Origin of the sequence: Saccharopolyspora sp. NPDC002686, assembly GCF_040295745.1 — a bacterium.
Taxonomy (GTDB): domain Bacteria; phylum Actinomycetota; class Actinomycetes; order Mycobacteriales; family Pseudonocardiaceae; genus Saccharopolyspora; species Saccharopolyspora oryzae.
The window spans coordinates 1-16,548 of record NZ_JBEOVY010000163.1 but is presented as its reverse complement, the minus strand read 5'-3'; the positions used below and the strand labels follow the sequence as shown (position 1 = coordinate 16,548).

Genomic DNA, 16,548 nt, shown 5'->3' with positions numbered 1-16,548 from the left:
GGGACCACCACGTGCCGGGGTTCCAGCGATCCGGCCGCCGCTTCCGGCAGGAACGGCTGGTAGGTCATGTGCGGCTGGGTGTCGATCACGGTGCGCAGACCAGCATCCGCTCGCCGCTGGTCAGCGGCAGGCGGGACAGGATCGAGGCGGCCGGGCTCAGGCTGGGCGGGTCCGGCCGGCGCGCGCCCTTGGGCGTGCCGGTGGTGCCGGAGGTCAGCACGATCATCCGGGCGTGCCGGCGCGGTTTGGCCGGGCGCCGCGGCGAGGACGTGGCGATCAGGTGTTCCAGCGTGTCGCGCCGGGTGGTGCCGTCGGTCCAGGCCAGCACCTGGTCGACCTCGTCGGGCAGCTCGGGCAGCTGGGCGCGGAACTCGGCGTCCAGGACCAGGACGCCGACCTGCTGCTGGGTGATCACGTCGGCCAGCTGCTGGCCGCTCAGCCCGGTGTTGAGCAGCACCACGTCCACGCCGAGCTTGGCCGCGGCCACCATCGTCTCGACCGGTCCGTGGTGGTTGCGGCACAGGATGCCGATGCGGGTGCCGCGCTTGACGCGCTTGCGCAGGCCGTTGGCCAGCCGCGAGGTGCGCTGCTCGAGCTCGGCGTAGCTGAACGCGCCGCGCTCGTCGATCACCGCCGCGCGGTCCGGGTACCGCACCGCGCCGATCGCGAAGCCGAGCGGCGGGGTGATGCCCCAGTGGCGCCAGGCGCGGACGATCCGCAGCACCTTGTCCGGCCGCAGCGGCCGGACGACGCCTTGCTTGGCCAGGATGAACGTCGTGTGCAAGCCCGGCACCACGCGGTGGAGCACGTTCCCGACCCGCTGCCTCAACACGCTCACGCATCCACCTCTCGGTCGCAGAGCTACTCGAGAGTAGATACTTACCCAAACAGCTCGGTGCTGGGAAGAGGCCGTCCCGGTCAGTCCTGATCGGCCGCCGACACGACCGCGTCGCGCAGCACCGCCCGCAGCCGTCCGACCTCCAGCGGCGAGAGCACCGCGGTCTCGCCGGGGGGCGCCACCAGCACGACGTCCCCCTGGTTGATGAACACCGACAAGTCCCGCCGCCTCCCGGCGACATCGCGGCAGCTCACGTGCCACTCCTTGGTGGGCTCCACGATTCCCCAGCCTCCCCTGGTGCAGTGCGCGCCTCCCGCGCGGTGTTGATCGAGGGACGGCGCAACGCACCAGGCGTGACGGCGGTTTTCGGAATATTCCAGAAATCCCAGCTCAGGCACCAAAAAGGCGCCGGGCGACTGCCCGGCGCCAACGTGGTGCTCGAGGCGATCAGACCGGTCGGACGACCAGGCCCTCGGGCTCAGCGGTGAAGGTGACCGCGCCTTCGAGGTCGGCGATCGGGAGCTCGTCGCGCACCAGTCGGTGCGGCGCCTCGGCCGTCTCCACCCGGAGCTCGGCAGTGGTGATCGACTGCTCGGCGATGCCCGCGCCACCGACCTGCACCTGCAGCTCGTGCCCCTGCACGGCCACGGTCAGCCAGCCGCCGGTGAGGGTCAGCTGCTCGCCGTTGTAGGTGAGCGTCAGCTGGCCGGCGGGGTCCTCGGAGCGCACCGCGACGTGCGAGAGCGCCACGTCGCGCTTGCCGGAGTCACCGGCCAGCGCGATCACGTCGCGGGTGACCTGCTCGCCCGCGGTCTCGCCCGGCTTCGGGCTGAGCACCGGGGCGCGCAGCTGCGCGGCGATGCGGTACGGCTGCCACGACTCGGCACCGATCAGGTTGACCACCGCGGTGACGTCGACGTCGGCCAGCAGCCGGTCGCTGCCCACCGCCGGAGTCACCTCGATCGAGGGGACGTCGCGCTGCTCCAGCAGATCGCGCAGCGCCTTGGCGCGCAGTCGGCTGTTGCGGTCGAAGCCGCGGGTGATCGCCACGGTCCCGGATCCGGCCGCGGCGACCGCGGCTTCGGTCAGGTCCGCCAGCGGAGCCCAGATCCGCGCGGGATCCTCCGGTCGGCGGGGCCGCCGGGAACGGGCGAAGCTCGGTGCATCGGTCGTGGTTTCCATCATCGCCGAGTTTAGTCCTCCACGAAGGGTCCCCTTGCCCGCCGGTGGGCCCCTTCACCGTGTGAATTCGATCGCTTTCTCCTGATCTCCGGACCACGATTGCGCCCGCGGTGGTGATCGGGTCGACCGGTGCGCTGATTTCGCCGACTGCGAAGGGGATTCCGCTGATCGCGTAAGCGGGCGCGGCGGTGTGGCCGCGGTCATACCGTGATCGCATGAACTCACCGATCACCGGCACCGCTGCGGGCGTGCCGTTCACCGCCTTGCCGCCGGCCACCGGTGGTCCGGCCCCGCTGATCGTCACCTGGCACATGCTCGACGCGCCGAGGTCGGACGCCGCGTTCGCCGCTGCGCTGCCGATGCACGACGTGCCCGCGTGGCGGGTGCACCTCGCGATGCCGATGTGCGGGGCGCGCATGGTCGACGGCAGCATGGACGCCGGTTTGGCGCTGCTCCGCGAGGATCCGCTGATGTCGGTGTTCCACCCGTTCGTCCAGCAGGCGAGCGAGGAGCTCCCGGCCGCGCTGGACTCGATCCGCGCGCAGCTGCCGGTCGACGACGGCCCGATCGGTGTGCTCGGCGGCTCGCTCGGTGGGGCCGTTGCGCTGCGGATCCTCGCCGACACCGCGATTCCGGTCTTCGCCGCAGCCGTGGTGAACTCCGCTATCCGGATCCGGACCGTCGTCGACATGTTCCCGGGCGAGTACTCCTACGACGCCGAATCCACCCGGGCGGCCGACGACCTGGACTTCATCGCCAAGGCGGGCACCATCGCCGAGCGCGCGCCGCTGCTGGTCGTCAGCGGCGAGCTCGACGATCCACCGCTGCGCGCCGACGCGGTGAGCCTCGTCGACGCCGTGGGGGAGGGTGCCGAGCTCCTGTCCGTCCCGGGCCTGGCGCATGCGCTCGCCGACGAGCCCGGCATCGAGCCCGCGCCGCAGCTGCCGCTGGCCCGCGAGGTGGACGCCGGCCTGACCGCCTGGTTCCGCCGCCACCTCCTCTAGGTCGCTGTTTCCGCAGGTCACCACCCGTGAGTACTTTGAGTTGCTATAGCCCCCCAAAGTGCTCACGGGTGATGACCAGGCGAAACGCCGCGCTGATCGAGTTGGTGCTTTGGTCCGGTTGGCCGTGGGCCATTGGGTTGGTTCGGTTTCGCGCTCCTTGTTGGCGCGGACGGCCGGGGTGATGCTGGGGTGTTCGCGGAAAGGGGGGCGCGGATGACCGAGTTGGTGTTTCCGGAATTGCGGCGTCGTCCGGTGGCGAACCGGGCTCCGGTGCGCGGGGTGCTGGTGCGGTGGCTGGCCGCCGACGGGAGCGCTGTGCACGTCGGTGACCGGTTGGCCGAGGTCGGGACGGACGGCGAGGTCGTCGGGTGGGTGCTGGCGCTGGCCACCGGGACGCTCTGGCACCAGGCGCGGGCCGGTGAGGTGCTCAGCGCCGGTGCGGTGGTGGGGCTCATCGACTGATGACCCCGTCTCGGGTTAGGTTGGTGCGAGTGACGCGGGGTGCCCGGTTCCGGCCGGGCTGAGATCAGACCCGTCGAACCTGACCTAGCTCGTACTAGCGGAGGGACGTCATGGTTCCGAACGTGCTGACCATCGCGGGGACCGACCCCAGCGGTGGCGCCGGAGTCCAGGCAGACCTGAAGGCCTTCTCGGCGCACGGCGCCTACGGCATGTCCGTGATCACCGCCCTGGTCGCGCAGACCACCACCGGGGTCGCCGAGGTGCACGAAGTGCCGCCGGAGTTCATCACCTCGCAGCTGGTCACGCTGCTCGACGACGTGCGGGTGGACGCGGTCAAGATCGGCATGCTGGCCAACGCCGAGGTGATCCGCGCGGTGGTCGGCGTGCTCGACCGCTACGCGCCGCGGCACGTGGTGCTGGACCCGGTCATGGTCGCCAAGAGCGGGGACCGGCTGCTCGCGCCGGACGCGGTCGGCGCGCTGCGCGACGAGCTGCTGCCCCGGGTCGACCTGATCACCCCGAACCTGCCGGAGGCGGCGGACCTGCTGGAGGAGCCGGAGCTCGTCGGGGTCGACGGCATGGCCGCGCAGGCCGAACGGCTCGCCGGGCTCGGCGCCAAGCAGGTGCTGCTCAAGGGCGGCCACCTGTCCGGAGAGTCCAGTGTGGACCTGCTGTACGGCGACGGGGTCGCCGAGTTCCTGACCAGCGAGCGGGTCGTGACCACCAACGACCACGGCACCGGGTGCACCCTCTCGGCCGCCATCGCCGCGCTGCGCCCGCAGCGCCCGGACTGGCTGACGGCGGTGCGCGAGGCCAAGGAGTACCTGACCGAGGCGCTGCGCGCGTCCGAGCGCCTGGACGTCGGCCACGGCCACGGCCCGGTGCACCACTTCCACCAGTGGTGGTGATCTTCCCGCGGTTCTGATCGAACCCGCGGATCACCGGCGCGTCGGCCCGCGGCACGCCGGTCGTCGTGGACAACTCCCGCAAGTTCAATGGAATTTCGAGGTTCGATTTCCATTGAATTCGCGGTCCTTCGGAGGAGAGGACTTCGATGAGCAAGCTTCCCGCCCCGGCCGCCGACGGTTTCTGCGCGCAGGCCTGGGAGCACACCGCTCAGCTGCGGAAGGCGATCGTCGAGCACCCGTTCAACACCGGGCTCGCCGACGGCACCCTCGACCGCGAGGTGTTCGCCTTCTACATCGTGCAGGACGCCCGGTACCTGGTCGGGTTCGCGCAGGCCCTGGCCGCCGCGGCGACCCGGGCCGGCAACGCCGAGGACGCCGCGTTCCTGTCCGGCGCCGCCCAGGGCGCGCTGGTCGAGGAGCGCCGCCTGCACGCCGGGTACGTCACCGAGTTCGGGCTGACCGACGAGGAGATCGCCGGCATCGGGACCTCGCCGTCCTGCCTGGCCTACACCTCGTACCTGCGCGCGTGCGCGCTGACCGAGTCCTACCCGGTGCTGCTGGCGGCCGTGCTGCCGTGCTTCTGGGTGTACCAGCACGTGGGCAGCGCGATCCTGGAGTCCACCGGCGACACATCCGGGCACCCGTACCGGGCGTGGATCGAGACCTACGCCGACGACGCGTTCGCCGAGGCGGTGCTGACCGCTCGCGAGCTCACCGACCGGGCCGCCGCGACCGCTGACGCCGAGACCCAGCAGCAGATGTTGGAGGCCTACACCCGCGCCACCGAGTACGAGTGGATGTTCTGGAACAGCGCGTGGATCAAGGAGGAGTGGCCGACCGCCGCGTTCCTCGGGTAGTCGTTGAAACCCGTTGCGGGACAACGGAAAGCGCCGTCCGCAAATGTGACACGGGGCACACCGGCCACCGGTTAACGAATTTCCGGATCTGGAACGATGTGCCCAGCGACACGCCCGTTCGGGCGTGGATTCTTCCCATTGCGGACGGGGCTTCGAGGGCCGTGGGCGGTTCGGTTCTGATCATTCTCCTGGGCATGTTGGTGCCCGTGCTCGCTGCTGCGCCGTTCTACGTGGCGGACCGCCGAAAAGAACAGCGGGAACTGGAACGGCCAGCTCGCGAGGGCGAGCTGGCCGAGGTGCAGATCGATGGTTCCAGCGACTGAGCGATAGCAGTCGCTGGAACCGGTGACGCTTACTCCTTGCTGATCTCGGCCCGGAGCCGGGCGATGCGCTGGCGGGACCGGTTGAACTTCGCCTCGAAGTGCTTCTCGTACAGGTCGGTGGGCAGTTCGGGGAGCTCGACCGGCTCCGACGTGCGCTGCGCCGGCGCGACGGCCTGAACTTCAGCCGCGGGCTGCTCCGCCTCGGCCTCGGTCGACTCGGCGGGCTCCGCAGACTCTGCGGGCTCCGCAGACGCCGTGGGCTCCGCGGGCTCGGCGGCTGCCGTCGGCTCCGGGGTCCGGCGGGTGACCGTCGGCGGGGTGGGAGCGCGCAGCGCGTGCTTGCCGCGCGGGGCGGACTCCTGCTCGCCGAGCCGGCGGTTCGCTCGGTGCAGCAGCGGCCAGAAGATCAGTGTCGCCAGTGCGAAACCGGTGACGAACATCAGCACGAGCAGTTCCACGTGATGCTCCGATCAGTTCTGTCGGGCAGGTCCGGGCTGCGGGGTCGCACCGTTGTTGCTGGGGCGCTGACCGTTGATGGGGATGAGGTAGGTCTGCACGTTCTCGCGTTGCGAGGGCAGCTGGAGCGGTAGCTGCGCCTCGGGCTCGGCAGCGGGGGCGTGACCGCGCAGCTCTTCGGTCGAGGTGCTGAGCACTTGCCTCGCCTGGTCCATCGAGGACAGCACCGCGGCGCGCAGCTCTTCCAAGCGGCGCTGCTGGGAGTTGATCTCCTCCAGCGCTTCCAGGCGCATCTGCTCGGTCTCGGCGTCCCACTGTCCGCACTGCCTGCGGGTCTCGGCGATCAGCGCGTCGGCTTCTTCCTGCGCGGCGGTGACGATCCGCTTGTACTCGTTGCGGATGTTCTGGCGCATCCGGTGTTCCTGGGCGCGCAGCTCGCTGGCCTTCTGGTCGTGCTCGCGGTGCAGCCGGGCGCGGCGCTCTTCGACGTCGGCGATCAGCTGGCTGCACTCCTCGCGCATCTCGGTCGCGTTGCGCTCGGCCTCGCTGATCAGCTCGCGGGCCTCGGTCTCGGCGGTGCCGCGGATGATCTCGGCCTGCCGCCGGGCCTGGTCGCGGAGGGTCTGCACCTCCTCCTCGGCGATCGAGAGCATGTTCTGCACCCGCTGGGAGGCGGCGGGCAGGCCGGTGTCGGAGGACTCGATGCGCTGGAGGCGCTGCTCGGCGGCGTCCAGGCTGCGGCGGGTGTCGTCGCAGAGCTTGCGCAGGTCGCTGTTGAGCTGCGCGGCCTCGTTGCGGTCGATGGTGACCAGCCGCAGCTGGTCCTCCAGCAGCTCGATGTGGTCGACGACCTGGCTGCGGTTGAACCCGCGGACCTGGATGTCGAATCCCGGCCGGAGCGGAACGACGGAGTCGGCGTCATCCATGGGTGAACTCCTCTCCGGGCGGTGCGGCGGTTCGGTAGCTCGGAGAGTAGGGCTGATGGTCCGTGTTCGCCCAGCGAGACACAACGATCATCACCGGATCAGGTACTGATGGTCGATCGCTCGGTTGATCGCCTTGCGCTGGGTGATCAAAAACGCGGCCCGTCCACAGTGCACAACCTCGGACGAGGGGTGTTTGTTGACACTGCCGTGTGAGGCAGTTATTAGGTTAGGCTCCGCTCACGTGTCCCCGGTTCGAGGAGCATTGCGTGACGAGTGGAGTCGACCTTCCCGGGCAGTCGCACCAGCGCGCGTCGGCGCTGCTGAGGCGGTGGTTGGCGGAGACGCACACGCCCGTCGTCGAGGGACCGCTGCGGCTGACCGTCGGGGCGCTGCGGCTGGGCACCGAAGTCGGGTACAGCTCGCCGACCGGCGCGCACGGCTTCGGGGCGATCCACGTGCTGGACGACTCCGGTGAGCCGGTCGCGGTCGCCGATCCCGCGCTGCTCGCCGCGGCCTGCTCGGCGGATGCGCGTGCTCGCGCGCTGCCCGATGCTCCGATCAACTCCGCGGACGCCGGTTCGCCGGTGGACTGGCTGATGCGCGCGCTGCCGAGGCGCGAGTTCGACCCGCTCGCGCTGTCGGAGGAGCTGGTCGCGGTGGCCCGCTCGGTGTCCGACGCCGATGAGGCGCGGCGCTGGCTGGCCGCGCACGTCGAGGGCCGACTGCTGCCCGCGGTGCTGGGCTGGGAGGGCGACCTCGCCGCCGCGACGGTGGAGCTGCTGACCTGCGGGCCGCTGGCGGTCATCGGGTTGTTGGGGCGGCGCGGCGTCGTCCACGAGGGCGATCTGCTCGCGGAGCTGCGGAAGTGGCTGGGCGGGGTCGCCGAGGCGCACCCGGGGTCCGCGTCGTTGGTCGAGCACTGGCTGGCGAGCTCGACGCTGACCGATCTCGCCGTGCTCAACGGCTCCGACCTGCGGTACCGGTCGAACACCGGCGAGGTGCAGGTCCAGCCGGTCCGGTTCGAGGCGCCGAACCCGCTCTGGTCGGGCGCGGCCGAGGCGCCGGGCGTGCCGATCCCGGTGCTGGGCGGGGGTTGGTCGTTGCGGCCGGTTGAGGTCGTCGGCGGTGACGGCGGTCCGGACGTCGCGCTGGTGCACCGGTGGATGAACGCCGAGCACGTCGCGGTGAACTGGAACCAGGCGTGGCCGGTGGCGCAGTGGCACGAGGAGCTGGCCGGTCAGCTCGGCGGGCAGCACTCGGTGCCGTGCATCGTCGGGCTCGACGGGCGCGACGTCGGCTACCTGGAGCTCTACCGGGTGCAGCGGGACAAGCTCGCGCGCTGCTACTCGCACGATCCGCACGACCTCGGCGTGCACATCGCCATCGGCGAGCCGGATGCGATCGGGCGCGGGGTCGGTTCGGCGCTGCTGCGGGCGGTGGCCGGCGGGTTGCTGGACGCCGACCGGGATTGCCGCCGCGTGGTGGCCGAGCCGAACGTCCACAATGGAGCTTCGGTGGGCGCCTTCGGCAAGGCCGGTTTCAGCAGGTCGGGAGAGATCGGGTTGCCGGGCAAGAACTCGGCGCTGATGATCTTCGAGCGCGGGTGAGCAGCCCCACCTGTACTCCTGATCTCCAGAGAACTAAGGTAAGGCTTACTTACCTTGTTGATCGTGGGGAGAGCGATGCCGGGCCTAGCTGACCAGCAGTTGCCACTGTCGGCCGCGCAGGCGGGGATCTGGTTCGCCCAACAACTCGACCAGGCGAATCCGATCTTCAACACCGCCGAACGCGTGGAGATCCGCGGGCCGGTGGAACCCGAGCGGTTCGCCATCGCGCTGCGCCGGGCGGTGGCCGAGGCCGACTCGCTGCGCATCCGGATCTGCGACGACGGGCCCGAACCGGTCCAGGTCGTCGAGGAGCCCGCCGAGTTCGACCTGCCGGTCGTCGACTGCTCGACCGCCGCCGACCCCGATGCGCAGGCGCTCGCCTGGATGCGCGCTGACCTGCGGGAACCGGTGGACCTGACGCGCGGGCAGGCCGGCCGGCTGTGGAGCGCCGCGCTGTTCAAGCTCGGCGAGCAGCGCTGGTGCTGGTACCAGCGGATCCACCACGTGGCCATCGACGGCTACGGCTTCTCGATCCTCATCCGCCGGGTCGCCGAGCTCTACGGCGACCTGAACCTCGGCCCGTCGCCGTTCGGCCCGCTGGAGTCGCTGCTGGACGACGAGCGGGAGTACCGGGAATCGGCGAAGTTCGAGCGGGACGCGGCGTTCTGGCAGGAGCAGTTCGCCGACCGGCCGGACGTGGTGTCGCTGACCGGGAGCTCGCGGCCCACCGCGCACGACTTCCTGCGCCAGCGCGGGGAATCCGGGGCGGATCTGACCGCGGCGGCCGAGGAGGGCCGCACGATCTGGTCGGACGCGCTCATCGCCGCCTTCGGCGCCTACCTGCACCGGATGGCCGGGGCGGACGACGTGGTGCTGGGGCTGCCGGTGATGGGGCGGCTCGGTTCGGCCGCGCTGCGGGTGCCCGGCATGGTCGTCAACGTGCTGCCGCTGCGGCTGCGGATCACCGCCGCGACCACGCGATCGGAACTGATCTCGCAGGTCGCCAAGGCCGTTCGGCAGCTGCGCAAGCACCAGCGCACGCGCAGCGAGGACCTGCGCCGCGACCTCAAGCTGCTGGGATCGGACCGGCCGCTGTTCGGGCCGATGATCAACATCAAGGCCTTCGACTACGACCTGCGGTTCGGCGACAGCCCGGCCACCGTGCACAACCTCGCCGCCGGACCGGTCGACGACCTCACTGTCGCGGCCTACCACGAGGACGGGCAGCTGCGGTTCGAGTTCGACGCCAACCCCGACCGCTACCGCGAGGCCGACCTCACCGCGCACCGCGAGCGGTTCCTGCGCTTCCTCGGGAACTTCGCGGAATGCTCCGGCGAAACGCCGATCGGGCAGGTCGAACTGCTCTCCGCCGAGGAGCGCACCCGGATCCTGGAGGAGTGGAACGCGCCGATCGCCGGCGTGCCGGAGTCGCCCGCGGCGCCGCTGCCGCAGCTGTTCGAGGAACAGGTCGCGCGGACTCCCGGCTCGATCGCGGTCACCTTCGGCGACGAGCGGCTGACCTACGAGGAGCTCAACGCGCGCGCCAACCAGCTCGCGCACCACTTGATCGACCTCGGCGTCGGACCGGAACAGCTGGTGGCGCTGGCGCTGCCGCGCTCGGCCGAACTGGTGGTGTCGCTGCTGGCGGTGCTCAAGGCCGGGGCGGCGTACCTGCCGCTGGATCCCGGGCACCCGGCCGATCGGATCGCCTACATCGTCGGCGACGCGCAGCCGACCGTGCTGATCAGCGACGCCGAACACGCATCGCGGCTGCCCGCCGGGATCACCTCCGTGCTGCTGGACGACCCGACCGCGCAGGCCGAGATCTCGCGGCACTCGCAGCGGGACCCCAAGCCCGGCGAGCGCGGGCCGCTGACCGTCGAGCACGCCGCGTACGTCATCTACACCTCCGGCTCCACCGGGCAGCCGAAGGGCGTGTCGATCCCGCACCACAACGTGGTCCGGTTGTTCGGCGCCACCGAGCCGTGGTTCTCGTTCGACGGCGACGACGTGTGGACGTTGTTCCACTCCTACGCCTTCGACTTCTCGGTGTGGGAGCTGTGGGGCGCGCTGCTGCACGGCGGGCGGCTGGTGGTCGTGCCGCACGAGGTCAGCCGCTCGCCGCGGGAGTTCCGGCGGCTGCTCGTCGACGAGCAGGTCACCGTGCTCAACCAGACGCCGTCGGCGTTCTACCAGCTCAGCCAGGCCGATCGGGAGGATCCGGCGGGCGAACTGGCGCTGCGCGTGGTGATCTTCGGCGGCGAGGCGCTCGAACTGTCCAGGTTGGACGATTGGTACGAGCGGCATCCGGAGATGCCCAAGCTGGTCAACATGTACGGGATCACCGAGACCACCGTGCACGTGTCCTACGTCGAGCTGGACCGCGAGCTGGTGGCCCGGCGCGACGGCAGCGTGATCGGCCGCGGCATCCCCGATCTGCGGGTGTACCTGCTGGATTCGCAGCTGCAGCCGGTGCCGCCCGGTGTGGTGGGCGAGCTGTACGTCGCGGGGGAGGGCCTGGCGCGCGGGTACCTCGGGCGCCGCGGTCTGACCGCGCAGCGGTTCGTCGCCGACCCGCACGGTGTGCCGGGAACCCGCATGTACCGCTCCGGTGACCTGGGGCGGTGGCGGCCGGACGGCAGCATCGAGTTCATCGGTCGCGCCGACCACCAGGTCAAGGTGCGAGGATTCCGCATCGAGCTGGGCGAGATCGAGGCGCACCTGGCCGCGCATCCGCAGGTCCGGCAGGCCGCTGTCGTGGTGCGCGAGGACCAGCCCGGCGACCAGCGGCTGGTCGGCTACACCGCCGGCGAGGCAGGGGCGGGGGAGCTGCGGACGCACCTGGCGGAGCGGCTACCGGGTTACATGGTGCCCTCGGCGTTCGTGCCGGTGGACGAGATCCCGTTGACCGCCAACGGGAAGCTCGACGTGCGTGCGCTGCCCGCGCCGGACTTCGGCGGCGCCGTCGAGGGGCGTGCGCCGCGCAACGAGGTCGAGGCCGGGCTGTGCCGGTTGTTCGCCGAGGTGCTCGGGGTGCCCGAGGTCAGCATCGACGACGGGTTCTTCGAGCTCGGCGGGCATTCGCTGCTGGCTGCGCGGCTGCTGGCGCGGGTGCGGGCCGTACTCGGTGCTGAGCTGACCATCCGCAGCCTCTTCGACCACCCGACCGTCGCCGGGCTGTCCGAGCAGCTGGGCACCGTTGCGCGTCGACCGGAGCTGCGACGGGTTGAGCGGCCTGAGCGGATTCCGCTTTCGTTCGCGCAGCAGCGTCTTTGGTTCCTCAACCGGTTGGAAGGTCCTAGCGCCACTTACAACTTGCCGCTGGTGCTGCGCATGTCCGGCGAGCTGGACGTCGAGGCGTTGCGCGCGGCGCTCGGCGATGTCGTGCAGCGGCACGAGAGCCTGCGCACGATCTTCCCGGACGAACTCGGCGAACCGCGCCAACAAGTCCTCGACTCCGGCCCGGAGCTGACCGTCGTTCAGGTCCCGTCGTCCGGTGATCCGCAAATTCCATTGAAATCGAAGGTCCAATTTCCATTGAATTTGCGGAACTCCGCGGCGGGGTCCGGTGTGGACGGTGCGGTGGCGGAGGCCGTTCGGGAGGGGTTCGACCTGGCGGTGGAGCCGCCGGTGCGGATCGTGCTGTTCGAGGCCGGGGACGAGCACGTGCTGTTGGTGCTGCTGCACCACATCGCCGTTGACGAGTGGTCGATCCGGCCGTTGGTCCGGGACCTGTCCACCGCGTACGCGGCGCGGGTTCGGGGCGCGGCGCCGGAGTGGGACGAGCTGCCGGTGCAGTACGTGGATTACGCGCTGTGGCAGCGGGAACTGCTCGGCGCCGAGTCCGATCCGGCGGGGTTGGCCGGTCGGCAGCTGGAGTTCTGGCGCGGCGCGCTCGCCGATCTGCCCGACCAGCTGGAGCTGCCCACCGACTTCCCGCGGCCGGCCGTCGCGAGCCACCGGGGCGACTCGGTGAGCTTCGAGCTCGACGCCGAGCTGCACCGGGAGTTGCGGCGGCTCGCCGGAGAGCACCAGGTCAGCGTGTTCATGGTGCTGCAAGCCGGACTGGCCGCGCTGCTGACCCGGCTGGGCGCGGGCACCGACATCCCCATCGGTTCGCCGGTGGCCGGTCGCGGTGACGACGCGCTCGACGAGCTGGTCGGGTTCTTCGTCAACAGCCTGGTGCTGCGCACCGACACCTCGGGCGAACCCGGTTTCGCGGAGCTGGTCGACCGGGTGCGGCAGGCCGACCTGGCCGCCTTCGACAACGCCGAGCTGCCCTTCGAACGGCTCGCGGAGGCGCTCAACCCGGCGCGTTCGCTGGCCCGGCACCCGCTGTTCCAGGTGATGCTCGCCTACTGGGGCGCCACCGACGCCGTCACCGCGGACCTGCCCGGTTTGACGACCACTGTGGACACCGCGGATGCCGGTGCGGCGAAGTTCGACCTGGCGTTCAGCCTCAGCGAACGCGCTGATGGCGGCGTCGACGGGCTGGTGCAGTACAGCACCGACCTGTTCACCCGCCAGACCGTCGACGACCTGGCCGCGCGCTTCGTCCGGCTGCTGGCCGCAGCGGTGGCCGACCCCGCGAAGCCGATCAGCCGCCTGGACGTGCTGGGCCCGCAGGAGCGGCAGCGGGTTCTGGCCTGGGGCGATGCGGTCGGCGCGGTCGAACCGGCCGGGACGTTCCCCGAGCTGTTCGCGCGCGCCGCCGAGCGCGAGCCGGACAAGACCGCGCTGATCTTCGAGGACGTCGAGCTCAGCTACCGCGAATTGGACCGGCGGGTCACCGAGCAGGCGCGGCTGCTGGTCGAGCACGGCGTCGGGCCGGGCGACATCGTCGGCGTGCTGCTGCCGCGCTCGGCCGAACTGATCATCGGGCTGCTGGCCGCGATGCGCGCCGGGGCCGCGTACCTGGCGCTGGATCCGGAGTACCCGGTGGAGCGGCTGCGGCACATGGTCGAGGACGCCGAGCCGCGCCTGGTGCTCACCGACGACCTCGGCGCCGAACTGCCGACAGCCCTGCTGAGCTGCAACGATCGTCCGGAAGGCAGCTGGCAGCTGCCGACTCCGCGGCTCGACGACGCCGCGTACGTCATCTACACCTCGGGCTCCACCGGCACGCCGAAGGGCGTCGTGGTGCCGCACCGCGGCATCGCCAAGCTGCTGGCCACCCAGACCGAGCGGGTCGGCATCACCGCCGAAAGCCGGGTGCTGCAGTTCGCCTCGCCGAGCTTCGACGTGGCGTTCTGGGAGATGTGCATGGGGCTGCTCAGCGGCGGCACGCTGGTCGTGGTGCCCGCCGACCGGCGCGTGCCCGGCGAACCGCTGGCCGAGTACGCCCGCCGCCACCAGGTCACGCACCTGGCGATCGGGCCGTCGATGATGGGCATGTTCCCGGCCGACACCGAGCTCCCGCTGAACGCGACCCTGTTGTGCGGGGCCGAGAAGGTGCCGTCCGACCTGGTGCTCCGCTGGGCGCGCGGCCGGAAGATGCTCAACTGCTACGGCCCCACCGAGGCGACGGTGAACTCCACGCTGTGGGACTGCGATCCGGACGCGGTGGGCAGTTCGGTGCCGATCGGCGTGCCCGACCCCGGTGCCCGGCTCTACGTGCTCGACGAGCAGCTGCAACCGACTCCGCCCGGTGTCGTCGGCGAGCTCTACGTCTCCGGCCTCGGCCTGGCGCGCGGCTACCTCAACCGGCCGGGCCTGACCGCCGAGCGCTTCGTCGCGGATCCGTTCGGGCCGGCCGGTTCCCGCATGTACCGCACCGGGGATCTGGTGCGCTGGCGCTCCGACGGGACGTTGGACTTCGCGGGTCGGGCCGACGACCAGGTCAAGGTCCGCGGATTCCGCATCGAGCTCGGCGAGGTCGAGGCGGTGCTCGCCCAGCACCCGGACGTCGCGCAGGTCGCGGCGGTGGTGCGCGAGGACACCCCCGGCGACAAGCGGCTGGTGGCCTACGCGGTGGGCGGCGGTGATGCCGGCGAGCTGCGCCGGCACGTTGCCGATGCGCTGCCGGACTACATGGTCCCGGCCGCCGTCGTGTTCGTCGACGCGCTGCCGCTGATGCCCAACGGCAAGCTCGACCGCCGCGCGCTTCCCGCGCCGGACCTGGGCGAATCGGTGGGCAACGCGATGCCGCGCAACCCCGCCGAGGAGATCCTCTGCGGGCTCTTCGCCGAGGTGCTCGGGCTGCCGCGGGTCGGCGTCGAGGACAGCTTCTTCGACCTCGGCGGGCATTCCCTGCTGGCGGCCAAGCTGATCGGCCGCATCCGCGACGCGCTGGGCGTGCGGGTCAACGTCGGAAGCCTGTTCGCGGCGCCGACCGTGGCCGGGCTCGCGGAACGGCTGCACAGCGGTGGCGGTCGGGACGCGCTGGAGATCTTGCTGCCGCTGCGCACCGAAGGCAGCAAACCGCCGCTGTTCTGCGTGCACCCCGCGGCCGGGCTGGCGTGGCCGTTCTCGGGGCTGCTCAAGCACATCGACGACGAGCGGCCGATCTACGGGATCCAGTCGCGCGGGCTCGCCGAACCGCAGCCCGTCGCGGCGAGCCTGAGCGAGATGGCCGCCGAGTACCTCGAGCACATCCGCCAGGTCCAGCCGCACGGGCCGTACTACTTCCTCGGCTGGTCCTTCGGCGGCGTGGTCGCGCACGAGATGAGCACCCAGCTGCAGCAGCAGGGCGAGGAAGTGCGGTTCCTGTGCATGCTCGACTCCTACCCGAAGGACGTGTGGGACGAGCTGCCGACCGAGACCGAAGCGCTCAAGGCCCTGCTCTACATGGCCGGCTACGACCTGGCCGCCATCGACGGCGACTCGCTGACCAGGGAAGGCGTGCTGGCGATCCTGTCCGCGGAGGGCAGTGCGCTAGCCAACCTGGAACCGCACAGCATCACCGCGATCATCGACAACTTCGCCAACTGCGCGGTGCTGGAGAACGAGGCCGACCACGACAAGTTCCGCGGCGACGTCCTGTTCTTCTACGCCACCGTCAACCCGGCGAAGGAGTCGCTGACCGCCCAGATGTGGCAGCCCTACGTCGACGGCGAGGTGCGCAACCACGACATCGCCTGCGAGCACAAGGACATGACCCAACCCGGACCGCTCGCCGAGATCGCCGCGGTCGTCGAGCGCGAGCTCGGCGAGGTGGACCGGTGAGGCGGGGTGTTCAGGTGACACTGGAGGAGCACGACGATGAGTAATCCGTTCGAGGACCCGGCCGCGGAGTACTACGCGCTGATCAACGATCAGGACCAGTACTCGCTGTGGCCGAGCGCGATCGCGGTGCCCGCCGGGTGGAGCGTCGCGCACGGCCCGGCCGACCGGGAGTCCTGCGTGGACCACATCGAGGTGAACTGGACCGACATGCGGCCCGCGCGCTGATGACCGCGCTCCGCCAGGTGAGCCCGCAGGCGGCGGTCTGCATCTGCTACGTCGCGGCGATGTTCATGAACGGCATGGACGCGACCATCGTCAACGTCGCGCTGCCGGCCATCGCAGGTGAGTTCTCGGTACCGGCCAGCGCGACTTCGGCGGTCAACGTCGGGTACCTGGTCAGCCTCGCGGTGTGCATCCCGGTGTCCGGCTGGCTCGGCGACCGGTTCGGCACCAAGCGGGTCTTCCTCGGTGCCTTCGGCGTGTTCGTGCTGGCATCGGCGTTGTGCGGGCTGGCCGGGGACCTGACCCAGCTGACCCTCGCGCGGGTGCTGCAGGGCGCGGGCGGCGGGGTGATGAGCCCGGTCGCGCTGACGATGCTGTTCCGCGCCTACCCCCCGGAGCAGCGGATCCGGCTGTCCCGGGTGCTGCTGCTGCCGACCGCGGTGGCGCCCGCGCTCGGACCAGTCCTCGGCGGGTTCTTCGTCGAGAACCTCACCTGGCGCTGGGGTTTCTACGTCAACGTGCCGGTCGGCGCGCTGGCGCTGCTGTTCGGCGCGCTGCGGCTGGTCGAGCACGTCGAGGCCCGCGAGAAGCGGTTCGAC

General features: G+C 71.0%; 14 protein-coding genes and 1 riboswitch. Of the genes, 9 read left to right on the top strand and 5 right to left on the bottom strand.

Translation table 11 applies throughout. The annotated features are described in order from the left end of the window. Positions 1-85: 85 nt before the first annotated feature. From ABTZ89_RS21415 to ABTZ89_RS21405, 3 genes are all read right to left on the bottom strand, one after another. Positions 86-655 (bottom strand): AMP-binding protein, encoded by a 570-nt coding sequence (locus ABTZ89_RS21415; protein ID WP_351047363.1) that lies wholly within the window; start codon positions 653-655, stop codon positions 86-88. 263 nt (positions 656-918) lie between these two features. Then, complete coding sequence (locus ABTZ89_RS21410; RefSeq protein ID WP_270950551.1) at positions 919-1,116, bottom strand: hypothetical protein; 198 nt, start codon at positions 1,114-1,116, stop codon at positions 919-921. 169 nt (positions 1,117-1,285) lie between these two features. Then, the gene (locus ABTZ89_RS21405; protein WP_351047360.1) at positions 1,286-2,023 is read right to left on the bottom strand and encodes a hypothetical protein; all 738 of its coding nucleotides are present in this window, start codon (positions 2,021-2,023) and stop codon (positions 1,286-1,288) included. Between the two features lie 212 nt (positions 2,024-2,235). Between ABTZ89_RS21405 and ABTZ89_RS21400 the strand changes: the two genes are divergently transcribed. The 5 genes from ABTZ89_RS21400 to ABTZ89_RS21380 all read left to right on the top strand — a co-directional run bounded on the left by ABTZ89_RS21400 (position 2,236) and on the right by ABTZ89_RS21380 (position 5,574). After that, a complete protein-coding gene (locus tag ABTZ89_RS21400; protein ID WP_351047358.1) occupies positions 2,236-3,024 on the top strand; it encodes an alpha/beta hydrolase family protein in 789 nt (262 codons plus the stop codon). A 213-nt stretch (positions 3,025-3,237) separates the two neighbouring features. Next, complete coding sequence (locus ABTZ89_RS21395; protein ID WP_351047355.1) at positions 3,238-3,486, top strand: biotin attachment protein; 249 nt, start codon at positions 3,238-3,240, stop codon at positions 3,484-3,486. Between the two features lie 25 nt (positions 3,487-3,511). Next, positions 3,512-3,609: riboswitch (TPP riboswitch) on the top strand. Next, the gene (gene thiD / locus ABTZ89_RS21390) at positions 3,597-4,394 is read left to right on the top strand and encodes a bifunctional hydroxymethylpyrimidine kinase/phosphomethylpyrimidine kinase (protein ID WP_270950546.1); all 798 of its coding nucleotides are present in this window, start codon (positions 3,597-3,599) and stop codon (positions 4,392-4,394) included. Its footprint overlaps the riboswitch before it by 13 nt. A 146-nt stretch (positions 4,395-4,540) precedes the next feature. Next, a complete protein-coding gene (gene tenA / locus ABTZ89_RS21385) occupies positions 4,541-5,251 on the top strand; it encodes a thiaminase II (RefSeq protein ID WP_351047352.1) in 711 nt (236 codons plus the stop codon). Between the two features lie 194 nt (positions 5,252-5,445). Next, on the top strand, positions 5,446-5,574 hold the full coding sequence (locus tag ABTZ89_RS21380) for a hypothetical protein (RefSeq protein WP_351047350.1): 129 nt from the start codon (positions 5,446-5,448) through the stop codon (positions 5,572-5,574). A gap of 29 nt (positions 5,575-5,603) precedes the next feature. Here the strand turns inward: ABTZ89_RS21380 and ABTZ89_RS21375 are convergent, their stop codons facing one another. Together ABTZ89_RS21375 and ABTZ89_RS21370 are read right to left on the bottom strand one after the other, a co-directional pair. Next, positions 5,604-6,032, bottom strand: a complete 429-nt coding sequence (locus ABTZ89_RS21375; protein ID WP_351047347.1) for a hypothetical protein — start codon at positions 6,030-6,032, stop codon at positions 5,604-5,606. Between the two features lie 12 nt (positions 6,033-6,044). After that, positions 6,045-6,956 carry a coiled-coil domain-containing protein gene (locus tag ABTZ89_RS21370; RefSeq protein ID WP_270950542.1) on the bottom strand — a complete coding sequence of 304 codons (912 nt, stop codon included), beginning with the start codon at positions 6,954-6,956 and terminating at the stop codon, positions 6,045-6,047. Positions 6,957-7,222: 266 nt separating this feature from the next. Between ABTZ89_RS21370 and ABTZ89_RS21365 the strand changes: the two genes are divergently transcribed. From ABTZ89_RS21365 to ABTZ89_RS21350, 4 genes are all read left to right on the top strand, one after another. Next, complete coding sequence (locus tag ABTZ89_RS21365) at positions 7,223-8,563, top strand: GNAT family N-acetyltransferase (RefSeq protein WP_351047343.1); 1,341 nt, start codon at positions 7,223-7,225, stop codon at positions 8,561-8,563. A gap of 75 nt (positions 8,564-8,638) precedes the next feature. Continuing rightward, the gene (locus ABTZ89_RS21360) at positions 8,639-15,727 is read left to right on the top strand and encodes a non-ribosomal peptide synthetase (RefSeq protein WP_351047340.1); all 7,089 of its coding nucleotides are present in this window, start codon (positions 8,639-8,641) and stop codon (positions 15,725-15,727) included. 36 nt (positions 15,728-15,763) lie between these two features. After that, positions 15,764-15,952, top strand: coding sequence for an MbtH family protein (locus ABTZ89_RS21355; RefSeq protein WP_270950539.1), 189 nt, complete (start codon positions 15,764-15,766; stop codon positions 15,950-15,952). Then, positions 15,952-16,548, top strand: a 597-nt coding sequence (locus ABTZ89_RS21350) for an MFS transporter (RefSeq protein WP_351047336.1), incomplete at its 3' end; no start/stop codon positions are given. The genes ABTZ89_RS21355 and ABTZ89_RS21350, both read left to right, overlap by 1 nt.

Excerpts from the sequence above, each read along its gene's own strand:
- ABTZ89_RS21405 (WP_351047360.1), bottom strand. The coding sequence starts at position 2,023 with ATGATGGAAACCACGACCGATGCACCGAGCTTCGCCCGTTCCCGGCGG.
- ABTZ89_RS21400 (WP_351047358.1), top strand. The coding sequence starts at position 2,236 with ATGAACTCACCGATCACCGGCACCGCTGCGGGCGTGCCGTTCACCGCC.
- ABTZ89_RS21395 (WP_351047355.1), top strand. The coding sequence starts at position 3,238 with ATGACCGAGTTGGTGTTTCCGGAATTGCGGCGTCGTCCGGTGGCGAAC.
- thiD (WP_270950546.1), top strand. The coding sequence starts at position 3,597 with ATGGTTCCGAACGTGCTGACCATCGCGGGGACCGACCCCAGCGGTGGC.
- tenA (WP_351047352.1), top strand. The coding sequence starts at position 4,541 with ATGAGCAAGCTTCCCGCCCCGGCCGCCGACGGTTTCTGCGCGCAGGCC.
- ABTZ89_RS21380 (WP_351047350.1), top strand. The coding sequence starts at position 5,446 with ATGTTGGTGCCCGTGCTCGCTGCTGCGCCGTTCTACGTGGCGGACCGC.
- ABTZ89_RS21370 (WP_270950542.1), bottom strand. The coding sequence starts at position 6,956 with ATGGATGACGCCGACTCCGTCGTTCCGCTCCGGCCGGGATTCGACATC.
- ABTZ89_RS21360 (WP_351047340.1), top strand. The coding sequence starts at position 8,639 with ATGCCGGGCCTAGCTGACCAGCAGTTGCCACTGTCGGCCGCGCAGGCG.
- ABTZ89_RS21355 (WP_270950539.1), top strand. The coding sequence starts at position 15,764 with ATGAGTAATCCGTTCGAGGACCCGGCCGCGGAGTACTACGCGCTGATC.